The organism is Pseudarthrobacter sp. TRD_SC_9 (assembly GCF_055361265.1).
The window spans coordinates 2,211,916-2,229,244 of sequence record NZ_CM143956.1; the positions used below are offsets into that span (position 1 = coordinate 2,211,916).

Consider the following 17,329-nt stretch of genomic DNA (forward strand, 5'->3'; position numbering starts at 1 on the left):
GTTCTGAGGATGCCGGCCGTTGCCGTTGTTTCTGGTCTTCGCTGCCTTATCAGTCGCGGGTCAGGCGGCGGTGGGTGACACGGTGCGGCTTCGCTGCATCCGGGCCAAGGCGCTCCACCTTGTTCTCCTCGTAGGACTCGAAGTTTCCTTCGAACCAGTACCACTTGGAGGGGTTGGCATCATCACCTTCATAGGCCAGGATGTGGGTGGCCACCCGGTCCAGGAACCAGCGGTCGTGCGATACCACCACGGCACAGCCGGGGAATTCCAGCAGCGCGTTCTCCAGGCTGGAGAGGGTCTCGACGTCGAGGTCGTTGGTGGGCTCATCGAGCAACAGGAGGTTGCCACCCTGCTTCAGGGTCAATGCCAGGTTCAGCCGGTTGCGCTCACCACCGGAGAGCACACCGGCCTTCTTCTGCTGATCCGGTCCCTTGAAGCCGAAGGCGGCCACGTAGGCGCGGGACGGCATTTCGACCTGACCAACTTGAATGAAGTCATTGCCATCGGACACGACTTCCCACAGGGTCTTGTTGGGGTCGATGCCGCCGCGGCTCTGGTCAGCGTAGGAGATCTTGACGGACTCGCCGATCTTCAGCTCGCCGCCGTCCAGCGGCTCGAGACCCACGATGGTCTTGAACAGGGTGGTCTTGCCCACGCCGTTGGGGCCGATGACGCCGACGATGCCGTTCCGCGGAAGGGTGAAGGTCAGCCCGTCGATCAGCGTACGGCCATCGTAGCCCTTCTGCAGGTTCCTGGCCTCGAGCACCACACCGCCCAGGCGGGGGCCCGGCGGAATCTGGATTTCCTCGAAGTCCAGTTTCCTGGTGCGATCCGCCTCGGCTGCCATTTCCTCGTAGCGTGCCAGACGCGCCTTGGACTTGGTCTGCCGGCCCTTCGCGTTGGAGCGGACCCACTCGAGTTCCTCGGTCAGGCGTTTGGCCTGCTTGGCGTCCTTTTTGCCCTGGACTTCAAGGCGGGCGCGCTTCTTCTCCAGGTATGTGGAGTAGTTGCCTTCGTACGGGTAGAGGTGGCCGCGGTCGACTTCGGCGATCCATTGGGCCACGTGATCCAGGAAGTAGCGATCGTGGGTGACGGCCAGGACGGCGCCGGCGTAGTTGGAAAGGTGCTGCTCAAGCCACAGGACGCTTTCGGCGTCGAGGTGGTTGGTGGGCTCGTCAAGGAGCAGGAGGTCCGGCTTCTGGAGCAGGAGCTTGCAGAGAGCGACGCGGCGGCGCTCACCACCGGAAAGGTTGGTGACATCGGCATCGGCCGGCGGGCAGCGGAGCGCATCCATAGCCTGCTCCAACTGTGAGTCGAGGTCCCAGGCGTCGGCGGCGTCAATGGCCTCCTGCAGCTGGCCCATCTCTTCAAGGAGGGAGTCGTAGTCGGCGTCAGGGTTCGCCATTTCTTCTGAGATCTCATTGAAGCGCTGGATCTTGCCGTAGATCTCGCCGACGCCCTCCTGGACGTTGCCCAGGACGGTTTTCTCCTCATTCAGCGGCGGTTCCTGGAGCAGGATGCCCACTGAGTAGCCGGGACTGAGCCGGGCTTCGCCGTTGGAGGGTTGGTCCAGGCCGGCCATGATCTTGAGGATGGTGGACTTACCGGCACCATTGGGGCCCACAACGCCGATTTTGGCGCCCGGGTAAAAGGACATGCTTACGTCATCGAGAATGAGTTTTTCGCCAACAGCCTTACGGGCATTGGTCATTGTGTAGATAAATTCCGCCATGCTTCCAAATCTAGTGGGTCAGCGGTTATATCTCACATTCGGTCACTGGACCACGGACCCCACAAAACACCTGCCGGAGGCGAGGACCGGAAGCACGGTGACCGTGACGCTGCCCTCACGGATGTGACCCATGACGCAGTCAGCGCCATCCAGCACTGCCGCTTCGACGGCATCGGCCTCCAGACCGGTGGGCGTCCGGGTGGCGGTGACCTCTACACCCGGGCCCGAGAAACCAGCGGCAGCAAGCGCGTTAAGAACCTGTTCGGTGCTGGGTCTCCCGGACTGTCCTGCGAGCGCGTTAAGGGCAGCCTGCACGGTGGCCGCCGTTTCAGCGGCGGCCTGCGGTACAGGAACGGAACTGGCTGGTTGGTCCACCGCGATCGGCGCCACGGACGGGACGGGACCCGGTGACCGCGAAGGCGGTTCCGCCGAAATGGTCCCGGCCGCCGTGCAGCCCGCCATCAAAAGCACTGATGCTGCCAGCATCGCCGGCACGGCCACACGGGATCGCAGTACTGTCCGTCCGCCCCAATGATTCATGGGCCCATTCTGCCATCCCGTGGGCCGGTATCACGCCGGTGCGGACACCTCCCCTGTGCTCCTGTCCACAGCCATGTCGTTGCCTTCCTCGTCCTGCATGAGAAGGCTGCCACTTGTCTGCGAGTCGTCCCCGGGACCACTGCCGTAAGGATCGTCGTCCGCGCCTTCGGGACCGTCATAGCCGTCCGGAGGGACTGAACCGCCGAGTCCCTGGCTGCTGCCCTGCTGACCGCCACCGGCGTGGCCCGGTTGGGTATCTGACGTCCTGATGTAGTTGGCGGAGCCGTGCTTGAGGTCGTGTCCCACAGTGACCGCTTCGATCTCCGCTTCCAGGTGGCTCTGGCCGTCCCGCTCCCAGGTCCTGTTCTTGATCTTGCCCACAATGATGATCTTCTGGCCCTTCTTGAGGCTGCACGCCAGATTCCCTGCCAACTGACGGTAAGCCTGGACAGTGAACCAGTTCATGTGGTCCATACCCATGGCGCTCCTGCTGGTGTCCCAGCGTTGCAGGGGTGACCCGATGCGGAAGCTGACCGCCTGCACCCCTGTTTTTGTGATCGAAGGCTTGGGGTCGGTTGCGACGAAGCCCCTGATAGTGATGATGTCCGTCATGATCGTTTCCTTACTTTGGGTGGTAGCGGCTGGTTTCTTCAGCTTGGCGGCACGCCGGAAACAGTGACAGGGGACAATGGCGCTATGTGGATAACTAAGGGTTCAGCCGTCACGAAGGAGACCTGGACCGTGGTGCACCTCGAACGGAAAGCGTTAGTGGAAGACCTGCAGAAGCTGGAAAGCGTCGACTGGGATACACCTTCGCTCTGCCCGGGCTGGAGTGTCCATGATGTGCTGGCGCATCTGGTCGACGACGCCAAGACCACAACGTTCGGATTCATCCGGCGCTTCGCCAGAGCCGGATTTGACTTCGACCGCAGCAATGAACGGGGCGTTGCCCGCGAACGCCGCACAGATCCCTGGTCCACCCTGGAAGCATTCGCGGCGGTATCCTCACGTACCACCGCGGCGCCCGCCCCGCTGGCCACGCGTCTGGTCGAAGCCCTGGTCCATGGAGAGGATATCCGTCGTCCTCTTGGCATAGACCACAGCTACCCGCCGGCGGCGGCGGTGACAGCCATGCGTTACCAACTGGGCACCAGCATAAAAATGGGGGGCTCCAAGGAACGGGCCGAAGGTTTGCGGCTCATTGCCACAGATGTGGACTTTACCGTTGGCTCCGGCCGGGAAGCCCGCGGAACGGCTTTGAACCTGCTCCTTGCCATGGCCGGGCGGAAAGTGATGAATGACGGAATACAAGGTCCCGGGGCCGTTCAACTGCTGGGCTGATAGCAGGAGAAAAGCGGCCCTGATCTACGTTTCCGCAAGTCAGAGCCGCTTTTCGGTGTGCCCCAGGAGGGAATCGAACCCCCGACCGGCGGATTAGCAATTCCCGTTTTTCACCAGTTTCCGGTAGGCGTCAGCTTTGTTGAGTTTCTGCGGCAAACGGGCCGATGCTCCCCTGTGTGATACTCGCCCCTTGTCCCCATTTTTCAGTGTTTCCGGTGGGTAAACGGTGGGCAAACCGCTCTACTGATTAGGTCGAGTCGCCTGGTAGTACTCGATTGCCTCAGGCGGGATCCGCCAGGGTGCCGTCCGGCCGCCGCTCCCCGTCTTGTACGCGCCCCTCAGGGCTTGTGTCCGGCAGTGCTTGGAGATCGTCGCGACAGGTTCTGCGAGCATCGCCGCTACCTCCTCCAGTGTGTAGGCGAGACGCGGGAGGCGCTTATCGATGTTGCTTTCGTTCGATGGTTCCTTGTCCATGTCGGCAGGGTACACGGAACATCACTTCCTTGCTCCAAACTGGTTTGCCTGACTGACGGCAGAAGCAAACTCTCGTTGGTCTATCCGGAAGGATGCTTGAACAGGGGCCGCCGCAACGGCGGTAACCATTGCCGCAGCCAGCGCCTGGTAATCAATCTCTGCCGGAGCCGGGGCGGAAGCGCTGCGCGTGACGCTGGCAATGTTGACCGACGGCACGAACCCGCCGACGCCGCCGCCCTCAGCCAGCCCATTGAACGAACCGGCCCGCAACTGCTTGCGGAAGCGGTACACCCCGGCATGGCCACCCATCTTGATGACGTCGCCGCGGTCGAGCATGTGTTCACCATCGGAGCCCCAGATGGGGACATCGTCAGAAGTGCTGGTGCCCGGGCCCCGGACTTGACCACCGCCCGCGAGCTTCTTGACCGCTCCACCCTCGAAAAGGCCTGGCCGGCCACCACCCGAAGCGTCACCATTCAGGTCCGGCAACTGTGAGCGTTGGTGGATCTCGTTGATCCGCTTGTTGTAGACCTCCGTGACCGTCACGACCCGGCCGTCGAGGAAGTTCAGTTCACCGGTGGTTGCCTGTGCCATGCGGATAGCCTCGCTGGACATCCACGAATCAATCGTGACGCCGTCCGGAACACCCAAAACGTCGCGGGCAAGATTGACCGCTGCGTCGCCGGTGATGCCGAACTGACCAGCCGCGGCGAGAAGTCCGTCGTAGGTTCCCCTCAGGGCGCCTTGGACTTCCTCGTTGCTAGCTGACAGTTCGCCATTAGCGTCCCGGGCCTGCGACATCGCCTGGACGTTGCGGATACCTGCCTGCGCGACGCCGTCGAACATGGCCTGGTTCTTCATGCCCTGCTCAGTGGTGTTGTCGAACGCCGTACCGAGAGCACCAATCTGGCCGCCGGTACCATCAGCCTGCAAGCCGAGGTCCAGGAGTGCCTGGTACCAGCCACGTGACGCGTCCCGGGCGGAAAGCTGCAGCAGCCCGGTGTTGAGCAGCACCGCCGCGAACTTGTCGATGCCGACGATCGACCCCTCCGCGCTCAGGCCAATCTCGGCCAGGGCTTCTGCGACTTCCTTGCTGATGGGGATCGTCTGCCCGGAGGCGCCCTTGACATCCATGATCCCGGCCGCTGCCTTCGCGGCCCCGCCAGCGACTTCCTCCATTTCGGGCGGGATTTCACCCATAGCCCATGCCAGCAGTTGCGCGTCAGAAACTTCGACCTTGTGCTGGTTGGATAGCTCCCTGAGGGCGTTGAGGTAGTTGGGGAACCGTTTGGCGGTCTCCTCAACACTGACGCCTTGTTCCTTGGCACTCTCCGCTACAGCCTTGAAGCCCTTGGACGCGAGCTCCAAGTTCCCGCTTTGCACCGCGCCGGCGATAGCAACATCGGCCCGCTCGAACGAGGACGCGATCTTCGCCATGTCGTTGTCGATACCCAGCACCGTCGCACCGAAGGACGACATTGCTGTGTTGAAGTCCTGATCAACGAGCCGCTTCATGGCGTCGCCAGCATTGTTGACGTCGTTCTCGAAGGAACCGAACTCGATGTCGGCGAACGCCTTGTCGATGCTGTCCGGTTGTTTAGCCAGCTTCAGCAGCGACTGCGTCCACTCTTCAGTGGTAGCGGTGCCCTTCTGCATGCTGTTGTGCACAGACTTCAAGATCTCGAACCCGATAAAAGAGGCAGCAGCGATACCCGCGGCCTTGCCGAACTTCCCCAGGCCACGGCTGCTACCGTCAGCCCGGGTGTCCAGGTCCTTGAACGCCGTGATCGTGTCCCGCGCCTTGGGCAGGAGGAGCATCAGGCCGCCGCCGGCGAGGGCAGCAGCACCCACCACACCGCCAAGGCCAGTGATGGCGCCCTGCAGCGGTGCTGGGAGGTCACCGAACCCCTGTGCGAGGCCGGTGACGTTCTCCGCGATCCCCTGGATTACGGGGAGCATCACGGCGCCGGCGTCGATGGCCGCGTCCTTGATGTTGTTCCACGCGACCTTGACCTTGGACTCGGTCGTTTCGTAACGCTTGGACGCTTCGTCGATGAGGGCGGTGTTCTCTTCCCAGGCTTTGCTACCTAGTGCGAGGGATTCCGTGAGGAGGTCACCTGCCCCGGCGAGGGACAGCATGACCTGCATTTCCTCGGTGCCCTTCATGCCCATGGACTTCATGACGGCGACGACGTTTCCGCCTTCGGACTTGACCCGCTCCATACCTGCCGTGACCATGCTGAGCGCTTCGACGGGGCTGTTCGCGAATGCTGTCGCAAAGTCCTGTGCGGATACGCCTGCGGTTTTTGCGAAGGCTTCGAGCGTGGGCCCACCGTCCTGCACGGCTGCATACATTTTCAGGAGTACGCGGGTAGCGACACCGCCGCCGAGCTCTGCCTTCACACCCATGGACGCCAGCGTGTTCGACAGGGCCAGCACGTCAGCCTCGGAAGCACCAACAAGCTTGCCCGCACCAGCGATCCGCTGGGCCATGGACAGGATGTCCTTCTCCGTGGACGCACCATCGTTACCGAGTGCCACCAGTGCCGCACCGAAGTTGTCGATCTCGTCACCGCTGGTACCCATGACGTTGGCAATCTGGGCGATGTCCGTAGCCGCTTCCTCAGCGGTCAGGTTCGTCGTCTCTCCCAGGTCCACCATCGTCTTGGTGAACGCCAGGATGTCCTTGCGCTTGACGCCGAGCTGGCCCGCAGCCTCAGCGACAGCGGCGATCTCCGTGTGCGTTGACGGCAGGGTCTTGGCAAGCTGGCGGAGCCCGCCTTCAAGCTCCCGCATCTGCTCCGGTGAACCATCAACCGTCTTGGTGACGCCAGCCCACGCGGACTCCCAATCCATCGCAGCCTTAGCAGACGCACCCAGGGCCGCGACAGTAGCGGTCCCGAAGGTAGTCAGAGTGGTGCCAACGGTCTGGACCGCTTCGGCCTGCTTGGCCTTGGCTGCAGCATCGGTTTGGGATGCCTTCGCGCTTTGTTCGGAGGCCTTGGCTGACTTTTTGGCCCCGTCTTCGGCAGCCTTAGCTAAGTCATGGGCAGCTACTGCAGCTTCGGCCAGACGTCGCTTGTACTCGGAGACTTCGGCTCGAAGCCGGATGGTCAGGAATTTGTCACTCACAGCCCGTCACGCAACTTTCCTAGGATCTGCGAGACAGCTTCGTGAAGTACGGGTTCGTGTTTGTCCGCTGCTGGCCCCATGAATGGTTGCGGGGCGGATGTGGACGTTCCGAACTCAACGAACTTCGAGTAGTTGGACTGCGCCTGCACTATGCCCTGTGCCACATCAGCGTTGGAGCCGGCGGCCGAAGTCTGGATGCTGCTGCGTAGGAAACCTGTGTCGACTGGCACGTTAGCCTTGGCGTCAGCAGCGATATCGAATGTCGCTTTGCGAACAGCTCCCCGGATCAGGACTGTTGTGGCTTCCGACTTGCGCTCCAGCCCCTCCGCGAAGGCGTTTAGCTCACTGGCATCGATTTCAAATCTGCTCATACTGGCACGCTATGAGGAGCGGCTCGTTCCCCATTTCCGCGCTTCCGCCCACCGGAAGCCGAGTGTTTTAGTTGTTTTCCTGGGCCGCGACCCATGAGATACAAGCTAAACCTTGTTTTCCCCGTGGTGACGCGGGAGAAGCGCGGGCCGCATGACAAGTAGAAGCGTCAGAATCTCCTGGCCCCTTGTCAGGTCGCGCCTCGGCTGCCCATGCGTCCTATACTCAGGAAACTACGCCGGACAGGTGGTCCGCCGCACTCCTTGGGGGAACAATTGAACAAGTCACTCGCACTGCCCGCCGTCGTCGCCGCTGCACTACTGCTCTCGGCTTGCGGGTCAGGGATGGCCGCCACCGGGACTGCCTCGACAAGCGCCGCACCAACGCCCACGCCGACCCCTACAGCCACCGTTTCGCAGTACGCCAGCATCATCGCCGAGCACGAGCAGGGTTGGCGAGACTACGAAGACGAGATCTCGGAGTGTGCGTTCGCCGGCATCGGAACAACGGCGATGGACAGCGTAACCAGGATGACCTGCAGCTTTACGGTGCAAACGGCTACGATCACGGCCAAGACCGCTGCCAGAAATATGCGGGCACTGCCGTCGGCGCCGGCCGAACTGACCTCGCTGGTCGAACGGACGTTGAGAGTGCTGGACCCGCTGGCGATCAGTGATGCGGTCCAGGTTTGCGACGACGCGGAGAGCGCGGCCTGCGATGCTGCCATCACTAAGGCCAACGGCGACATCCGGCCGGTCACGAGCGTGCTGGATGCTTGGAAGCCATATCTGTAAGCCTGGCTAGGTGTCATGGCCCGCTAATGCATAATTGCACAATGGACAACCCCGAGACGCCAAGTAAAGCCCCCGTAAAGCTGAGCGACCTGACGGCGGCGGCCAAGGCGTCCAACTCCGCCCCCGGGATGTCGCTGCGCCGCTTCCGGGCGATCAAGGACGCCGAAGCGTCCGGGAAACCGCTTGATCTCACATACGACGAGACGGCATCGTACGCGGAAGCTGAGCTGGCAATGAAGGGCGTAAGTGACGCAGCCCAACGGGCTGCTGGCCGAATAACGGAGCCAATCGCACAGCGTCTAAAGGCATCCCTGTTCAAGTCAGTCGATTTTGGCCAGTCTGTTCGAGCTGTCACCGAGCAACAGGCGAAAGTCGACATGATCCGTCCGACTGCGCCACCAGTCTTTTCTTCTCCGGACTACTCAGCCTTGGCTGCTTCCGTCGAGGCCGCGAGGATTGAAAGGGCGCGGATCGAAAAGGAAGAGCGCGAGCTGCAAAGACGGCAGACATCCGCCCTCGAAGCAATGGCTGAAGGAACAAAGACAGCCGGCAAGCTGCAGACGCGATTCAACTGGGCAATCCTCGCGGCTACCATTGTCGGCGTCCTGGTAGGGGTTGCTGCTCTAATCGTCACAATCGTCACCTAGGCCCTCCTGCTAACCGTTGGTTCGGAGGTCAGCTTCAAACGTGCCCCTTCCTAGTGCCTGGAGTGCCTCCTCTCCCGCAGTGCATCCACCGCTTACCCACCGGATATAGGCGACGAAGGACTAGGTGTTAGTAAAGACCAGTTCCCCTTGCCTGTACATCGGCATCGTGAGCGGAACACCAAACACGCGCTGCGTCATATCCGCCACCCCTTGTCTCAAATAGGGAATTATGGTGAATAGCGCAACGCGATTGGCGAATTCGAGCATGAGCTCGTCCTGCACTACTGCAATGTCCACGCCGGAAACGGCATACTCGGCAGCAGCATCAACGATGATCGTTCCCGGCTCGGACACGATCTTAGTCTTGATTCGAACCCTAAACTTTCCCTCCTCCAAGTCTTTGGCGAACTGGAGAGTGAACTGCGGCTCTATGTCGTAAGCGTCTTCTTTGAAGAGCGAATCGTGGCTAGCCTCTTCGTCTGCCCGCTTCGCTGACAGCTCTAGGAAGCTAACAGTCTCAAGGGAAGAAACTTCCAAAAGTCCATGGATGTCCATGTACTTAGCTTCCGGCCGCTATAAGGGCCTGCGGGGCACGCCAAATACTCTTGCGGGGATTCTGTACTTTCATCTCCAAGCGAGTAGCTTCGACTAGGGTTTCGAAAACGACGGCATGCTCGGCGCAGTCGTCGATGACGCTGTTCTGAATACGGGCTCCCACTGCAAGCGCGTACCGGCGGATGGTTGAGAGTGTGGGGTTGCTGTCGTATCGCTCAAATGCGGCGACGGTGGGCTGGCTGACGCTCATTCGCTCAGCTACGGTTTCCTGGGAAATTTTGTGTGTTTTGCGCATGGTAATAAGGGAACGCATCAGTTCTTCATGTGCGTCCACAAGGGAATCTGCACGTGCTTCAATGCGAGAAGTATCTTCAAACATAGATTTTAGTCTATATCCCCAAAGCTCATGAGTCCATGCGGGTTACGGAAGATGCCACCGGACACCTTCACCGGCATCGTAAAGACGCCTTGCTACTACGATCTCAGCGGTCTGCTGAGCGAAGGCATCTATCCCCGGACCGACCACCTTCTGATGAAGGTGGTGCCCAATGAAGTAGCCAGGCTCAGATCCTGGCTCCGAGTGATACAGCCGTAGCAGTATCGATTTGTGCACCGTTGCCGCCTCTGGACCCTCGCGCTCCGTTACAGGGATGTCCTGCCACCGGATTTCGTATAGCGGCTGGATGTGTTCCATATCGACACCCTTGACTTCATCTACCGGCTTGAGAAGTCCAGCGGATGCCTTTTGTATGCGCTTCTTGAACTCCGTCTTCGCCATAATCTCTGCGTAGGGACTCCATAGGCGGTTAGGCTGCCGTAGCACCGCCATGAACGCCTCCGTGGCCCTATCCAGCGCTTCTTTTTCGCTCAGGGTGCCGTCGAACCAATGAAACTGGACGGCGCATGACGATGAGCAACGTGAGGGCAGACGTTGATAGGACACTTACTAATCCTAGCGACCTGGACCGACAATCTCTGGTTTCCGTGCGAAACGCTGGCAAAGCTGGCCAACGCCATCTGATTCGGTATCAGCGGACGGGCTCAGAACCTTCGAACCAGGGGCCGCTTTCCCGCGTGAGTACTAGGTGGGCACCAGCGAGCACGGAAGAGCCCCGCAGCGCGGGGGCGCACGGCAGCGCGGGGGCGCACGGCGGGGCTCTTCTGAATCTGACGATAGCGGCGGCATGTCAGGCGGAACATGTCAGCAAGCTTACTGTTACGGTACCTCGTTGGGCCCGGCGGTCCGGTGCTCGTGACTATTGTCTTGTTTGACGTCTGCTAAGTCTGAATTCGCGGGTCGGCCGCTGTCGGTGCCTTGGTCCCGCTGGGCTGGGCGGTCATTTGAACTGTGGTGGCCGGTCTGATCCACCGGATACCCACCGTTTTCTGTCTGCTTCATGCGATTGCTCCTGCCAATTGATGGAGTTCTTGGCCTTCCCAGCTGCTCGCGCAGTGCCGACAGGTGACTACCATGCCGGCGGCCAAGAGTGCCATGTTCCGGACTCGTTCGCCGTCCTCGTTGATGTCCGTGACGTGCGACTCCTGGCAGGCGGGGCATCTGCCCTTTATCTCGACCTTGGGCACCGGGTGCAGCATTGAGGTGATGGCGTTGACCCAGGCGGCGCATTGTTCGCTTAGTGAAGCTAGCGCTTCCGGGGTCCCGCTCTCCCGGGCCCACTGCTGGCAGGCCAGGAGCTGCGCCTCTACGGACGTACCCGGGGAGATGCCGAGCCTGGCGCACCAGTCCCCCAGCGTGACCTCTACTTCGCCCATGAGCATCAAGGCTGGTAGGGCGACAGGGATCCGCCCACCGCCTCCCGAAGGGCCCTTCACGGCCCTGTGGTCGCTGGTTTTGGCCAGCCGCAGTTGGTGGAAGAGCCCGGATACGTCAGCCAACATGACCTGGCCGTTGTCCCGCTCGACGCGGGTCTTGTGCGTCCTACTGAGGCGGTGAATGTCATCATCCAGGGACACCGGCCGCTCCCCTACTCAGTAAAGTTCAGGCCGGCGTCTCGGGCGGCGTAGAGGGAAGCTGGGATGTAGTCACCCTCGACGAAGCTCAGCGCGATGGTGTTGAGCTTCGTGCCGAGCTCATTGTCCAGTAGATAGAAGTCGTGAGCGATCTTGCCCGTTGCCAAGAAGTACCGGATGACTGCCGATCGGGTCTCGTGACGGTGGGCGGTGTAGTCAAGCCATCCGCACTTGCCGGTCTGCTGCCCCTCGGGGCGTCCAGTGATCGGGGACGTGGAAGCGGCGCGGTCCCATTCGCAATCATCGAGTTCTTCAAGCTTCCGCTTCAGCTCGTTGACTTTGCCGGCGTGGGCAGCTGAGTCTTTCCGGTCCGCGGTGGCTAGCCTGTCCTCATCCCGAGCCTCAACTTCCAGGGCTTCCCCCTGCGCCTGACGCAGCTTCTGACGGGCCTCTGCCGCTGCACCATCGAATGCCCGGGCTTTGCGCTCCTGGGCCTGGATGGTGAGCGTGATGCGTTCTGCTGCAGATTCGTCCAGAAGGATTGCGGCGCCTGATTCGGAGTCGAGGCGGGTGGCTTCCGCTCGTGCCGCAGCCGCTTTGGTTTCCCATTCACTGACTACGGCTTCGGCTTTGGTCACTGCGTTCTGCGTCGATTCGATGCTTTTGCTAAAGATTGCCATGCTCTTCTTTCTGGTCAGGAGTTGTCTTGGCATAACGCAGTGGGGACGCCATGCCGAGGAACATTACGAGGGCGAGGAGTCGGGCCTTGGCCGAGGCCCGCTTTGTGAGTTTCGTGTACGCGAAGGCCGGCATCCACCACGGCTTGGCTGCGTCCCGCATGATGTGTTCCATCACGTACGCCTGGTAATGGTCCGTGCCTATCAGCCCGTTCTTGTCGGTTGAGTAGGCGGCCTGGAGCATGATCTCGTGAGTGAGGCACACGTGGCGGGTTCGGCCCTGGCGGTCGATGATTGCGGTATCGCTCGGGAAGGGGTCGAGGCACATAGTGCATTGCTCGCCTACGGCTTCAGCCGAGGGCCGGCCCTTGAAGATTGGGCCCATGAGCGGATGGATGCGATCGGCGAGGAGTAGCGCCCCGTCCAGGACTGCGCTACTCATTGGCTTGGCCGTTCCGAGTGACGGTGGTCTGGCCGTTCTTGGTGACCGTAGTTTGCCCGTTGCTGGTGATGAAGGTGGTCTGCCCGCCTGCCGTGCCGGTTGCGCTGCGGATGGATTCGAGTGCTGCGGCCACGGCTTCCTGCCGGCGATCTTCGTAAGGGGTGGTCTTGGCGGCGGCAGCGTACTGCTCTTCCGCGATGGCCCTGGCTTCCGTCTCGGCAGCGTAGATGCCCTTGTCCCCGTCAGCCCTCATGATCGACTCTGCAAGCGCCTTGATCGCCACCGTGGCCGCTTCCTTCGTGGCCCAGATACTGACGGCCTCAAGGTCGTCCCCGCGGCTTTGCAGCGGCATTTCACCAGTGGACGGTGTCCGTTGGCAATCGTGGCCGAGAGCTTCGAGTACGGCGGTGTTGTGAACGCGTTCCCGAGGAGTGGGGGCGCCGTTGAGAGCTTCGGTGATGGATTCGTTGAGTGCTGTCTCTTTGGCGTTAGGCCGCCCGTTGAGAGCGGCGAGGATGTCGTCGTCAGTTGTCACTGTGGCCCTCCTTGGGCTGTGAAGTATGTAGCGGGTCGCGCCCGGCCTCGCCTTCCACAAGCGGGACCGGGCGTTCCATGCAACCCGGCTGGGGTTCCCTGAGGAACTGTCCATGAACAGCTTCTGCCCGATACAGCTTCGACAGCTTCCGCATTTCCGCAGGCGGAAACCTGCTTTGGCGGTGGGTAAGCGGTGGATGCAGCGAAGGGAGCACCCGGTTAGGGTGCTCCCTTCGCTTTCAGTGCAAGGACGGTGCTGGCCTCTGACCTGAGAAGGGCCTCTTCTAGGTCAGCTACGCCACGTCCTTTGCCATCCGGTAGTCCTCCACGCTGCTGGCATCGATCATCCACCGGCCAGCCTTCAATCGGCCCGTCAACCTACCCTCGGTGATCAGTTGCCGCACCCGCCGATCGGTGCAATCCAGAAGGCGTGAAGCGTCGGCGGCCGTGAGCTCCTGGACGTCCTCGGCCTGTTCATTTGCTGCGGCACCTTCCAGCGGTGCTACCTCTGCGGCTTGAGGCCTGCCCTGTTGCTGACTCCAGTACACGCCTGCTGCGCGGAGGGAGTCATACGTGGCCAGAACTTCGTCCCTGGCAGGCGCTGGCATCTTCTGGATGCTGTCCAGCGCCTTGTTGCGTTCGAGTATGGAAACGAGGACCCAGGCGCTAACACCGGAGACGTGGGCGCCGAGTCCGCTGAACCGGAGCGGCCTGTACCCGCTCAACCCTTCGCCCCCCGGAACTCGTCCGGTACGACAGCGGGCCGCTCCAGGCCTGGTCGCTTATCCGCCGCCCGCATCCCTGCAGCAGCAAGGTGCTTGTTGATCGTCTTGACCCCGAGGCCCGTAGCGTTTCTCATTTCTGCGGCCGTCATACCCCTCCTACATAAGTCCGCTAACTTGAACGGGCTGATTACCGGGTCAGGCTTCGCGGGCCTCCGGCCCGCCCGTGCCAGCCGCCTGGCTATCGTTTCCCGCGCCACCCCGTACTTCCGTGCTATGGCCGCCATGGACTCGCCGGCCTTATGCGATTTCGCGATGTCGGCCAAGGGAAGTTCGGGGATCTTGGGTTCCACCCTCAACCCAAGATCCACCAGTTTCTGATGGACAGTAGCGATATGCATCCCATGAGCGTCAGCAATCATCCTCGGCGTCCAGCCCTCCGCGTGACGCTGGAGTAGCTCGTCCCGGCTGATCTTGGGCTTGCAGGCATCTTCACGTATCTGGACGTCGGAGGTCCTCAGCACGCTCCTTACGGTGGTCCTGGCGTGGCCGAAGGTGGCGGCGATGCCGTTGATTCCGACGCCAGCTTCGTAGGCGTCGATGATGCGTTGCTTTGCTTCAGGGCTCACCCGGCGGCCGGAGTTGCGGGCAGGGTCCGCTTTGCGGTTCTTTGCTTGCCCCCTTCGGGGGACGGTCGGTGTCATGTGGCCTCCAGGTTGTCGTGGACTTCTGTTGCTTCGGTGATGAGTTGGTTGAGTTCGGGGCTGGTGATGTTGAAGTCGTCGTCGCTGTTTTCGAGCATGAGGACGATGAGGGCGATCACTTCGATATCGAGTTGTGGGTTGTTGGCGATGTTGTTGGCGAGGAAGGCCTGCTTGTGGTCCGGGAGTGCGTAGCAGCGCTTTGTGAGGTCTGTGAGAGCTGCTTCCATCTGCTCCGGTGTGGTGTATTCCTCGATGACGATGGCGTGCTGGCTCGTTGCTGTCATGACACCTCCCGCTTGTCTTCGTCGCCTTCGTCAATGAGTTCGCCGGCGACGGCTCGTTGGGTGGCTGCTGCTGCTTCGCGTTCGGCGTCCATTTGGGCGAGCAGGTCGTGGTTGGCGCGGCCTTGTTCCATGCGTTTCTCGGCTGCAGTGAGGAACTGCCGGTTTTCTTGCCGGGTTTGTTGGAGGAGTTCGAATCCGGTTTGGAGTCGTCGCTGTGCCCCGGTCAGAGATGCGTATGGCCGGTTAGCCCTCGCGTATTGTGCCGGAACGACGGAGCCGGGGTCCGTAGTCGTTGGTTCGTCGAGCCAGCATTTTTGGTTCAGCCAGGTGGCGGGCATTTTGGTGAATTGGTGGTTCTGTCCTTGGCGTTCCTGTGCGTAGCGTTTGCTGCCTTCGAGGATGTCCGCCGGCTTGGCGCCCGTTTTGACTGCGTTCGCGTAGGCTCGTTCGGCTGATCCCCTTGCTTGGCGTTTGGGGAAGGCCTGGTAGAAATTTTCAAATCCATCATTCAAATCGATGCTCTCGTGCGCGTCACCTAAGGTGACGATGGTTGATTGATGTTTTTTGTATTGGTCTTTGTTGTGGTGTTGATGTTGTGGTGGGTGTTCATGGGTGACCGGTAGTTCCTGCGATATGACCGGTAGTTCTTCACTGGTGACCGGTAGTTCCTGCGATATGACCGGTTCTTTCTCTGAACCACCGGTCATGGGTGCACTGTTGTTCTCGTAACTACCGGTCACTGGTGCGGGGTAGTTCTCTTCTTCCGGGTCCAGCATCGGCACCCGCTCAAGAAGGTCTGAAGGAACGCTCAGTCTGTACTCACTGGCGAATGCCCCGGCGTGGCCTCGCCCGTAGGCCCTGCCCTTCGCTATGAGATCCAGCATGCCGATGGATTCCAGCTCGGTCTGCCCGCGGCGTACCGTGCTGATGCTGGTCCCGATAACGGCAGCCAGCCTTGCCTGACCTGGTCGCACCCTGCTGCCGTCGGCGCTTGCATAAGTGGCCATTGTGAAGCCCACTAGCTTCACGCTCGGCGCACTGACTTGGATGCGGCGCAAGATGCGTTCCCATTCGAATCTGCCGATCGGGTGACGGACGAATCCTTCAGCTGGTTCCTCCACTGCCTTCCCTCCCTTCTGCTTTTGCGCTGGCGTGCTACAAGCACGGCTCGGCTTCCGGGGGCTCGTTGTCGAACCCGTCAACGTAGCCTTGTCGAATGTCGCCGGCTTTGTGCATGACCATCCGAAGCGCCGGGGCGAAGAACTCGGCCTGCATCTGGTGGACTGTGCGGGCGTAGGCCTTGGCGTAGTCGTCACCGCCCCGGCGCCTCACCAGCTCCTGGACATGGTCCTTGACTGGTTGCCGGTTGTCGGCTGCAAGGGAAATGCGTGCCGCAAGGCGCAGCCCCTCCGTCAGAAATGCTGGGGTTTCTGCGAAGCCAACAGGCACACCGCCGCGGTCGAGGATGGGTATCGCCTTTGCCTTGGCGGCAATGAGTTTTTTGATTCGGGCTGTTGTCTTCATGCGTTCGGCCTCCGGCGGGGGATCTCGGCGTAGGTGGTGGCGCACATCGGGCAGACAATCAGGGCGCCGTTGCTCGTCTGGCCGGTGGCGCTTGCACTGGGGACTCCGGAATCACCGCAGAGAGCAGTTACTGAGTGTCCGGAGTATGCGGACCACGCCAAGTCGCTTTCTTTGTAGTAGTGGTGGACAACCGGGTTGAAGTTGTGGGATGTCCGGCTTTTCGCCGTCGGTGCCGGCAGCGCCTGGGTGCTCACGCTGCTACCTCAGCTTCGAGCTGGGGTGCGGTTGGGGCGAGGTGCAGGACCTGCTCAAGCAGGCTGAGAGCGTCGTGCAGTTCGTCGGCCGTCGCCATCCCGCAGGTGGTGTCCTCGATGAGGTCGCGGAGTAGCTGGGTAGGTGACGTTTCGACCTGGTTCGAGTTACTGTGTGACATAGCTGAATCTCCTAGTTCGATCTTGGTGATGAGGTATCCAGCGGTTCGGGTAGCTTCTTGCAGGATGAGACCCGAGCCGCTTTTCTGTCCGTCAGTCGGCGTCCTCATGCGACTCGCTGTGGGTCTTCTACCGTCGCTAGCCACTCGTTGATGCTTTCCCTGGAGTAGCGGACGTGGGCACCAATTTTGTGACCGCGAGGCCCCTTGTGACGAGACCGCCAAATGTAAATAGTCGACAGTGGAATGTGTAGCTCTTCCGCGAGTTGGGCCGGCGAGAGCCATTCCATGGACGGTCGAGATGCAGCGGTGGCTGGCTTCATGGCTTTCTCTCCTAAGTAACGATGCAGCTTGTTTGACCATACTTATCAAGTTGTGGCTTTAGCTTGCCCGCTTCTTCACCGCTTGTCAAGCTCCATCTTTTTCCGCATACTTACTAAAGCTGTAGAACTACAAA

At 61.1% G+C, this 17,329-nt stretch carries 24 protein-coding genes; 3 read left to right on the forward strand and 21 right to left on the reverse strand.

The features are described 5' to 3' along the window. Positions 1-49: 49 nt before the first annotated feature. Genes ettA through ACWA13_RS10325 form a run of 3 tightly spaced genes read right to left on the reverse strand, consistent with a single transcriptional unit; the run spans position 50 to position 2,884 of the window. Entirely contained in the window at positions 50-1,732 is a 1,683-nt protein-coding gene (gene ettA / locus ACWA13_RS10315; protein WP_463933810.1) for an energy-dependent translational throttle protein EttA, read from the reverse strand. A 42-nt stretch (positions 1,733-1,774) separates the two neighbouring features. Next, the gene (locus ACWA13_RS10320; protein ID WP_463933812.1) at positions 1,775-2,272 is read right to left on the reverse strand and encodes a DUF6993 domain-containing protein; all 498 of its coding nucleotides are present in this window, start codon (positions 2,270-2,272) and stop codon (positions 1,775-1,777) included. Between the two features lie 30 nt (positions 2,273-2,302). Beyond that, entirely contained in the window at positions 2,303-2,884 is a 582-nt protein-coding gene (locus ACWA13_RS10325) for a single-stranded DNA-binding protein (RefSeq protein ID WP_463933814.1), read from the reverse strand. Between the two features lie 84 nt (positions 2,885-2,968). Here ACWA13_RS10325 and ACWA13_RS10330 point away from each other — a divergent pair, with 84 nt between their 5' ends. After that, positions 2,969-3,613, forward strand: a complete 645-nt coding sequence (locus ACWA13_RS10330; protein ID WP_463933815.1) for a maleylpyruvate isomerase family mycothiol-dependent enzyme — start codon at positions 2,969-2,971, stop codon at positions 3,611-3,613. 240 nt (positions 3,614-3,853) lie between these two features. On the opposite strand, the gene ACWA13_RS10335 is transcribed toward ACWA13_RS10330, so the two are convergent. The 3 genes from ACWA13_RS10335 to ACWA13_RS10345 are packed head-to-tail and all read right to left on the reverse strand — an operon-like array spanning position 3,854 to position 7,590. After that, positions 3,854-4,087, reverse strand: a complete 234-nt coding sequence (locus ACWA13_RS10335) for a helix-turn-helix domain-containing protein (RefSeq protein ID WP_463933816.1) — start codon at positions 4,085-4,087, stop codon at positions 3,854-3,856. 21 nt (positions 4,088-4,108) lie between these two features. Then, positions 4,109-7,219: a phage tail tape measure protein gene (locus tag ACWA13_RS10340; protein ID WP_463933817.1), complete on the reverse strand. Its 3,111-nt coding sequence runs from the start codon at positions 7,217-7,219 to the stop codon at positions 4,109-4,111. Further along, a complete protein-coding gene (locus tag ACWA13_RS10345) occupies positions 7,216-7,590 on the reverse strand; it encodes an HK97-gp10 family putative phage morphogenesis protein (protein WP_463933818.1) in 375 nt (124 codons plus the stop codon). Before ACWA13_RS10345 ends, ACWA13_RS10340 begins: the two co-directional genes overlap by 4 nt. 273 nt (positions 7,591-7,863) lie before the next feature. Between ACWA13_RS10345 and ACWA13_RS10350 the strand changes: the two genes are divergently transcribed. Beyond that, entirely contained in the window at positions 7,864-8,382 is a 519-nt protein-coding gene (locus ACWA13_RS10350; protein ID WP_463933820.1) for a hypothetical protein, read from the forward strand. 41 nt (positions 8,383-8,423) lie between these two features. After that, positions 8,424-9,029, forward strand: coding sequence for a hypothetical protein (locus ACWA13_RS10355; RefSeq protein WP_463933822.1), 606 nt, complete (start codon positions 8,424-8,426; stop codon positions 9,027-9,029). Positions 9,030-9,149: 120 nt separating this feature from the next. Here the strand turns inward: ACWA13_RS10355 and ACWA13_RS10360 are convergent, their stop codons facing one another. The 15 genes from ACWA13_RS10360 to ACWA13_RS10430 all read right to left on the reverse strand — a co-directional run bounded on the left by ACWA13_RS10360 (position 9,150) and on the right by ACWA13_RS10430 (position 17,195). Continuing rightward, positions 9,150-9,584, reverse strand: coding sequence for a hypothetical protein (locus ACWA13_RS10360; protein WP_463933824.1), 435 nt, complete (start codon positions 9,582-9,584; stop codon positions 9,150-9,152). A 4-nt stretch (positions 9,585-9,588) separates the two neighbouring features. Next, positions 9,589-9,963, reverse strand: a complete 375-nt coding sequence (locus ACWA13_RS10365; RefSeq protein ID WP_463933826.1) for a helix-turn-helix domain-containing protein — start codon at positions 9,961-9,963, stop codon at positions 9,589-9,591. A gap of 42 nt (positions 9,964-10,005) precedes the next feature. Beyond that, positions 10,006-10,362, reverse strand: coding sequence for a hypothetical protein (locus ACWA13_RS10370; protein ID WP_463933828.1), 357 nt, complete (start codon positions 10,360-10,362; stop codon positions 10,006-10,008). Between the two features lie 617 nt (positions 10,363-10,979). Next, complete coding sequence (locus tag ACWA13_RS10375; protein ID WP_463933830.1) at positions 10,980-11,558, reverse strand: DUF7341 domain-containing protein; 579 nt, start codon at positions 11,556-11,558, stop codon at positions 10,980-10,982. Between the two features lie 11 nt (positions 11,559-11,569). Beyond that, positions 11,570-12,235 carry a hypothetical protein gene (locus tag ACWA13_RS10380; protein ID WP_463933832.1) on the reverse strand — a complete coding sequence of 222 codons (666 nt, stop codon included), beginning with the start codon at positions 12,233-12,235 and terminating at the stop codon, positions 11,570-11,572. Beyond that, a complete protein-coding gene (locus tag ACWA13_RS10385) occupies positions 12,222-12,674 on the reverse strand; it encodes a hypothetical protein (RefSeq protein ID WP_463933834.1) in 453 nt (150 codons plus the stop codon). Before ACWA13_RS10385 ends, ACWA13_RS10380 begins: the two co-directional genes overlap by 14 nt. Beyond that, the gene (locus ACWA13_RS10390; RefSeq protein ID WP_463933836.1) at positions 12,667-13,209 is read right to left on the reverse strand and encodes a hypothetical protein; all 543 of its coding nucleotides are present in this window, start codon (positions 13,207-13,209) and stop codon (positions 12,667-12,669) included. The genes ACWA13_RS10385 and ACWA13_RS10390 overlap by 8 nt, the downstream gene beginning before the upstream one ends. 292 nt (positions 13,210-13,501) lie before the next feature. Beyond that, complete coding sequence (locus ACWA13_RS10395) at positions 13,502-13,933, reverse strand: helix-turn-helix domain-containing protein (protein ID WP_463933838.1); 432 nt, start codon at positions 13,931-13,933, stop codon at positions 13,502-13,504. Next, positions 13,930-14,634 carry a hypothetical protein gene (locus tag ACWA13_RS10400; protein WP_463933840.1) on the reverse strand — a complete coding sequence of 235 codons (705 nt, stop codon included), beginning with the start codon at positions 14,632-14,634 and terminating at the stop codon, positions 13,930-13,932. Before ACWA13_RS10400 ends, ACWA13_RS10395 begins: the two co-directional genes overlap by 4 nt. Then, a complete protein-coding gene (locus tag ACWA13_RS10405) occupies positions 14,631-14,918 on the reverse strand; it encodes a hypothetical protein (protein WP_463933842.1) in 288 nt (95 codons plus the stop codon). Before ACWA13_RS10405 ends, ACWA13_RS10400 begins: the two co-directional genes overlap by 4 nt. Further along, positions 14,915-16,039, reverse strand: a complete 1,125-nt coding sequence (locus ACWA13_RS10410) for a hypothetical protein (protein WP_463933844.1) — start codon at positions 16,037-16,039, stop codon at positions 14,915-14,917. The genes ACWA13_RS10405 and ACWA13_RS10410 overlap by 4 nt, the downstream gene beginning before the upstream one ends. Before the next feature lie 34 nt (positions 16,040-16,073). Beyond that, positions 16,074-16,442 (reverse strand): hypothetical protein, encoded by a 369-nt coding sequence (locus tag ACWA13_RS10415; RefSeq protein WP_463933845.1) that lies wholly within the window; start codon positions 16,440-16,442, stop codon positions 16,074-16,076. Beyond that, positions 16,439-16,696: a DUF3039 domain-containing protein gene (locus ACWA13_RS10420; protein ID WP_463933847.1), complete on the reverse strand. Its 258-nt coding sequence runs from the start codon at positions 16,694-16,696 to the stop codon at positions 16,439-16,441. Before ACWA13_RS10420 ends, ACWA13_RS10415 begins: the two co-directional genes overlap by 4 nt. Then, complete coding sequence (locus tag ACWA13_RS10425; RefSeq protein ID WP_463933849.1) at positions 16,693-16,875, reverse strand: hypothetical protein; 183 nt, start codon at positions 16,873-16,875, stop codon at positions 16,693-16,695. The genes ACWA13_RS10420 and ACWA13_RS10425 overlap by 4 nt, the downstream gene beginning before the upstream one ends. A 104-nt stretch (positions 16,876-16,979) precedes the next feature. After that, entirely contained in the window at positions 16,980-17,195 is a 216-nt protein-coding gene (locus tag ACWA13_RS10430) for a helix-turn-helix domain-containing protein (RefSeq protein WP_463933851.1), read from the reverse strand. Between the last annotated feature and the right edge of the window lie 134 nt (positions 17,196-17,329).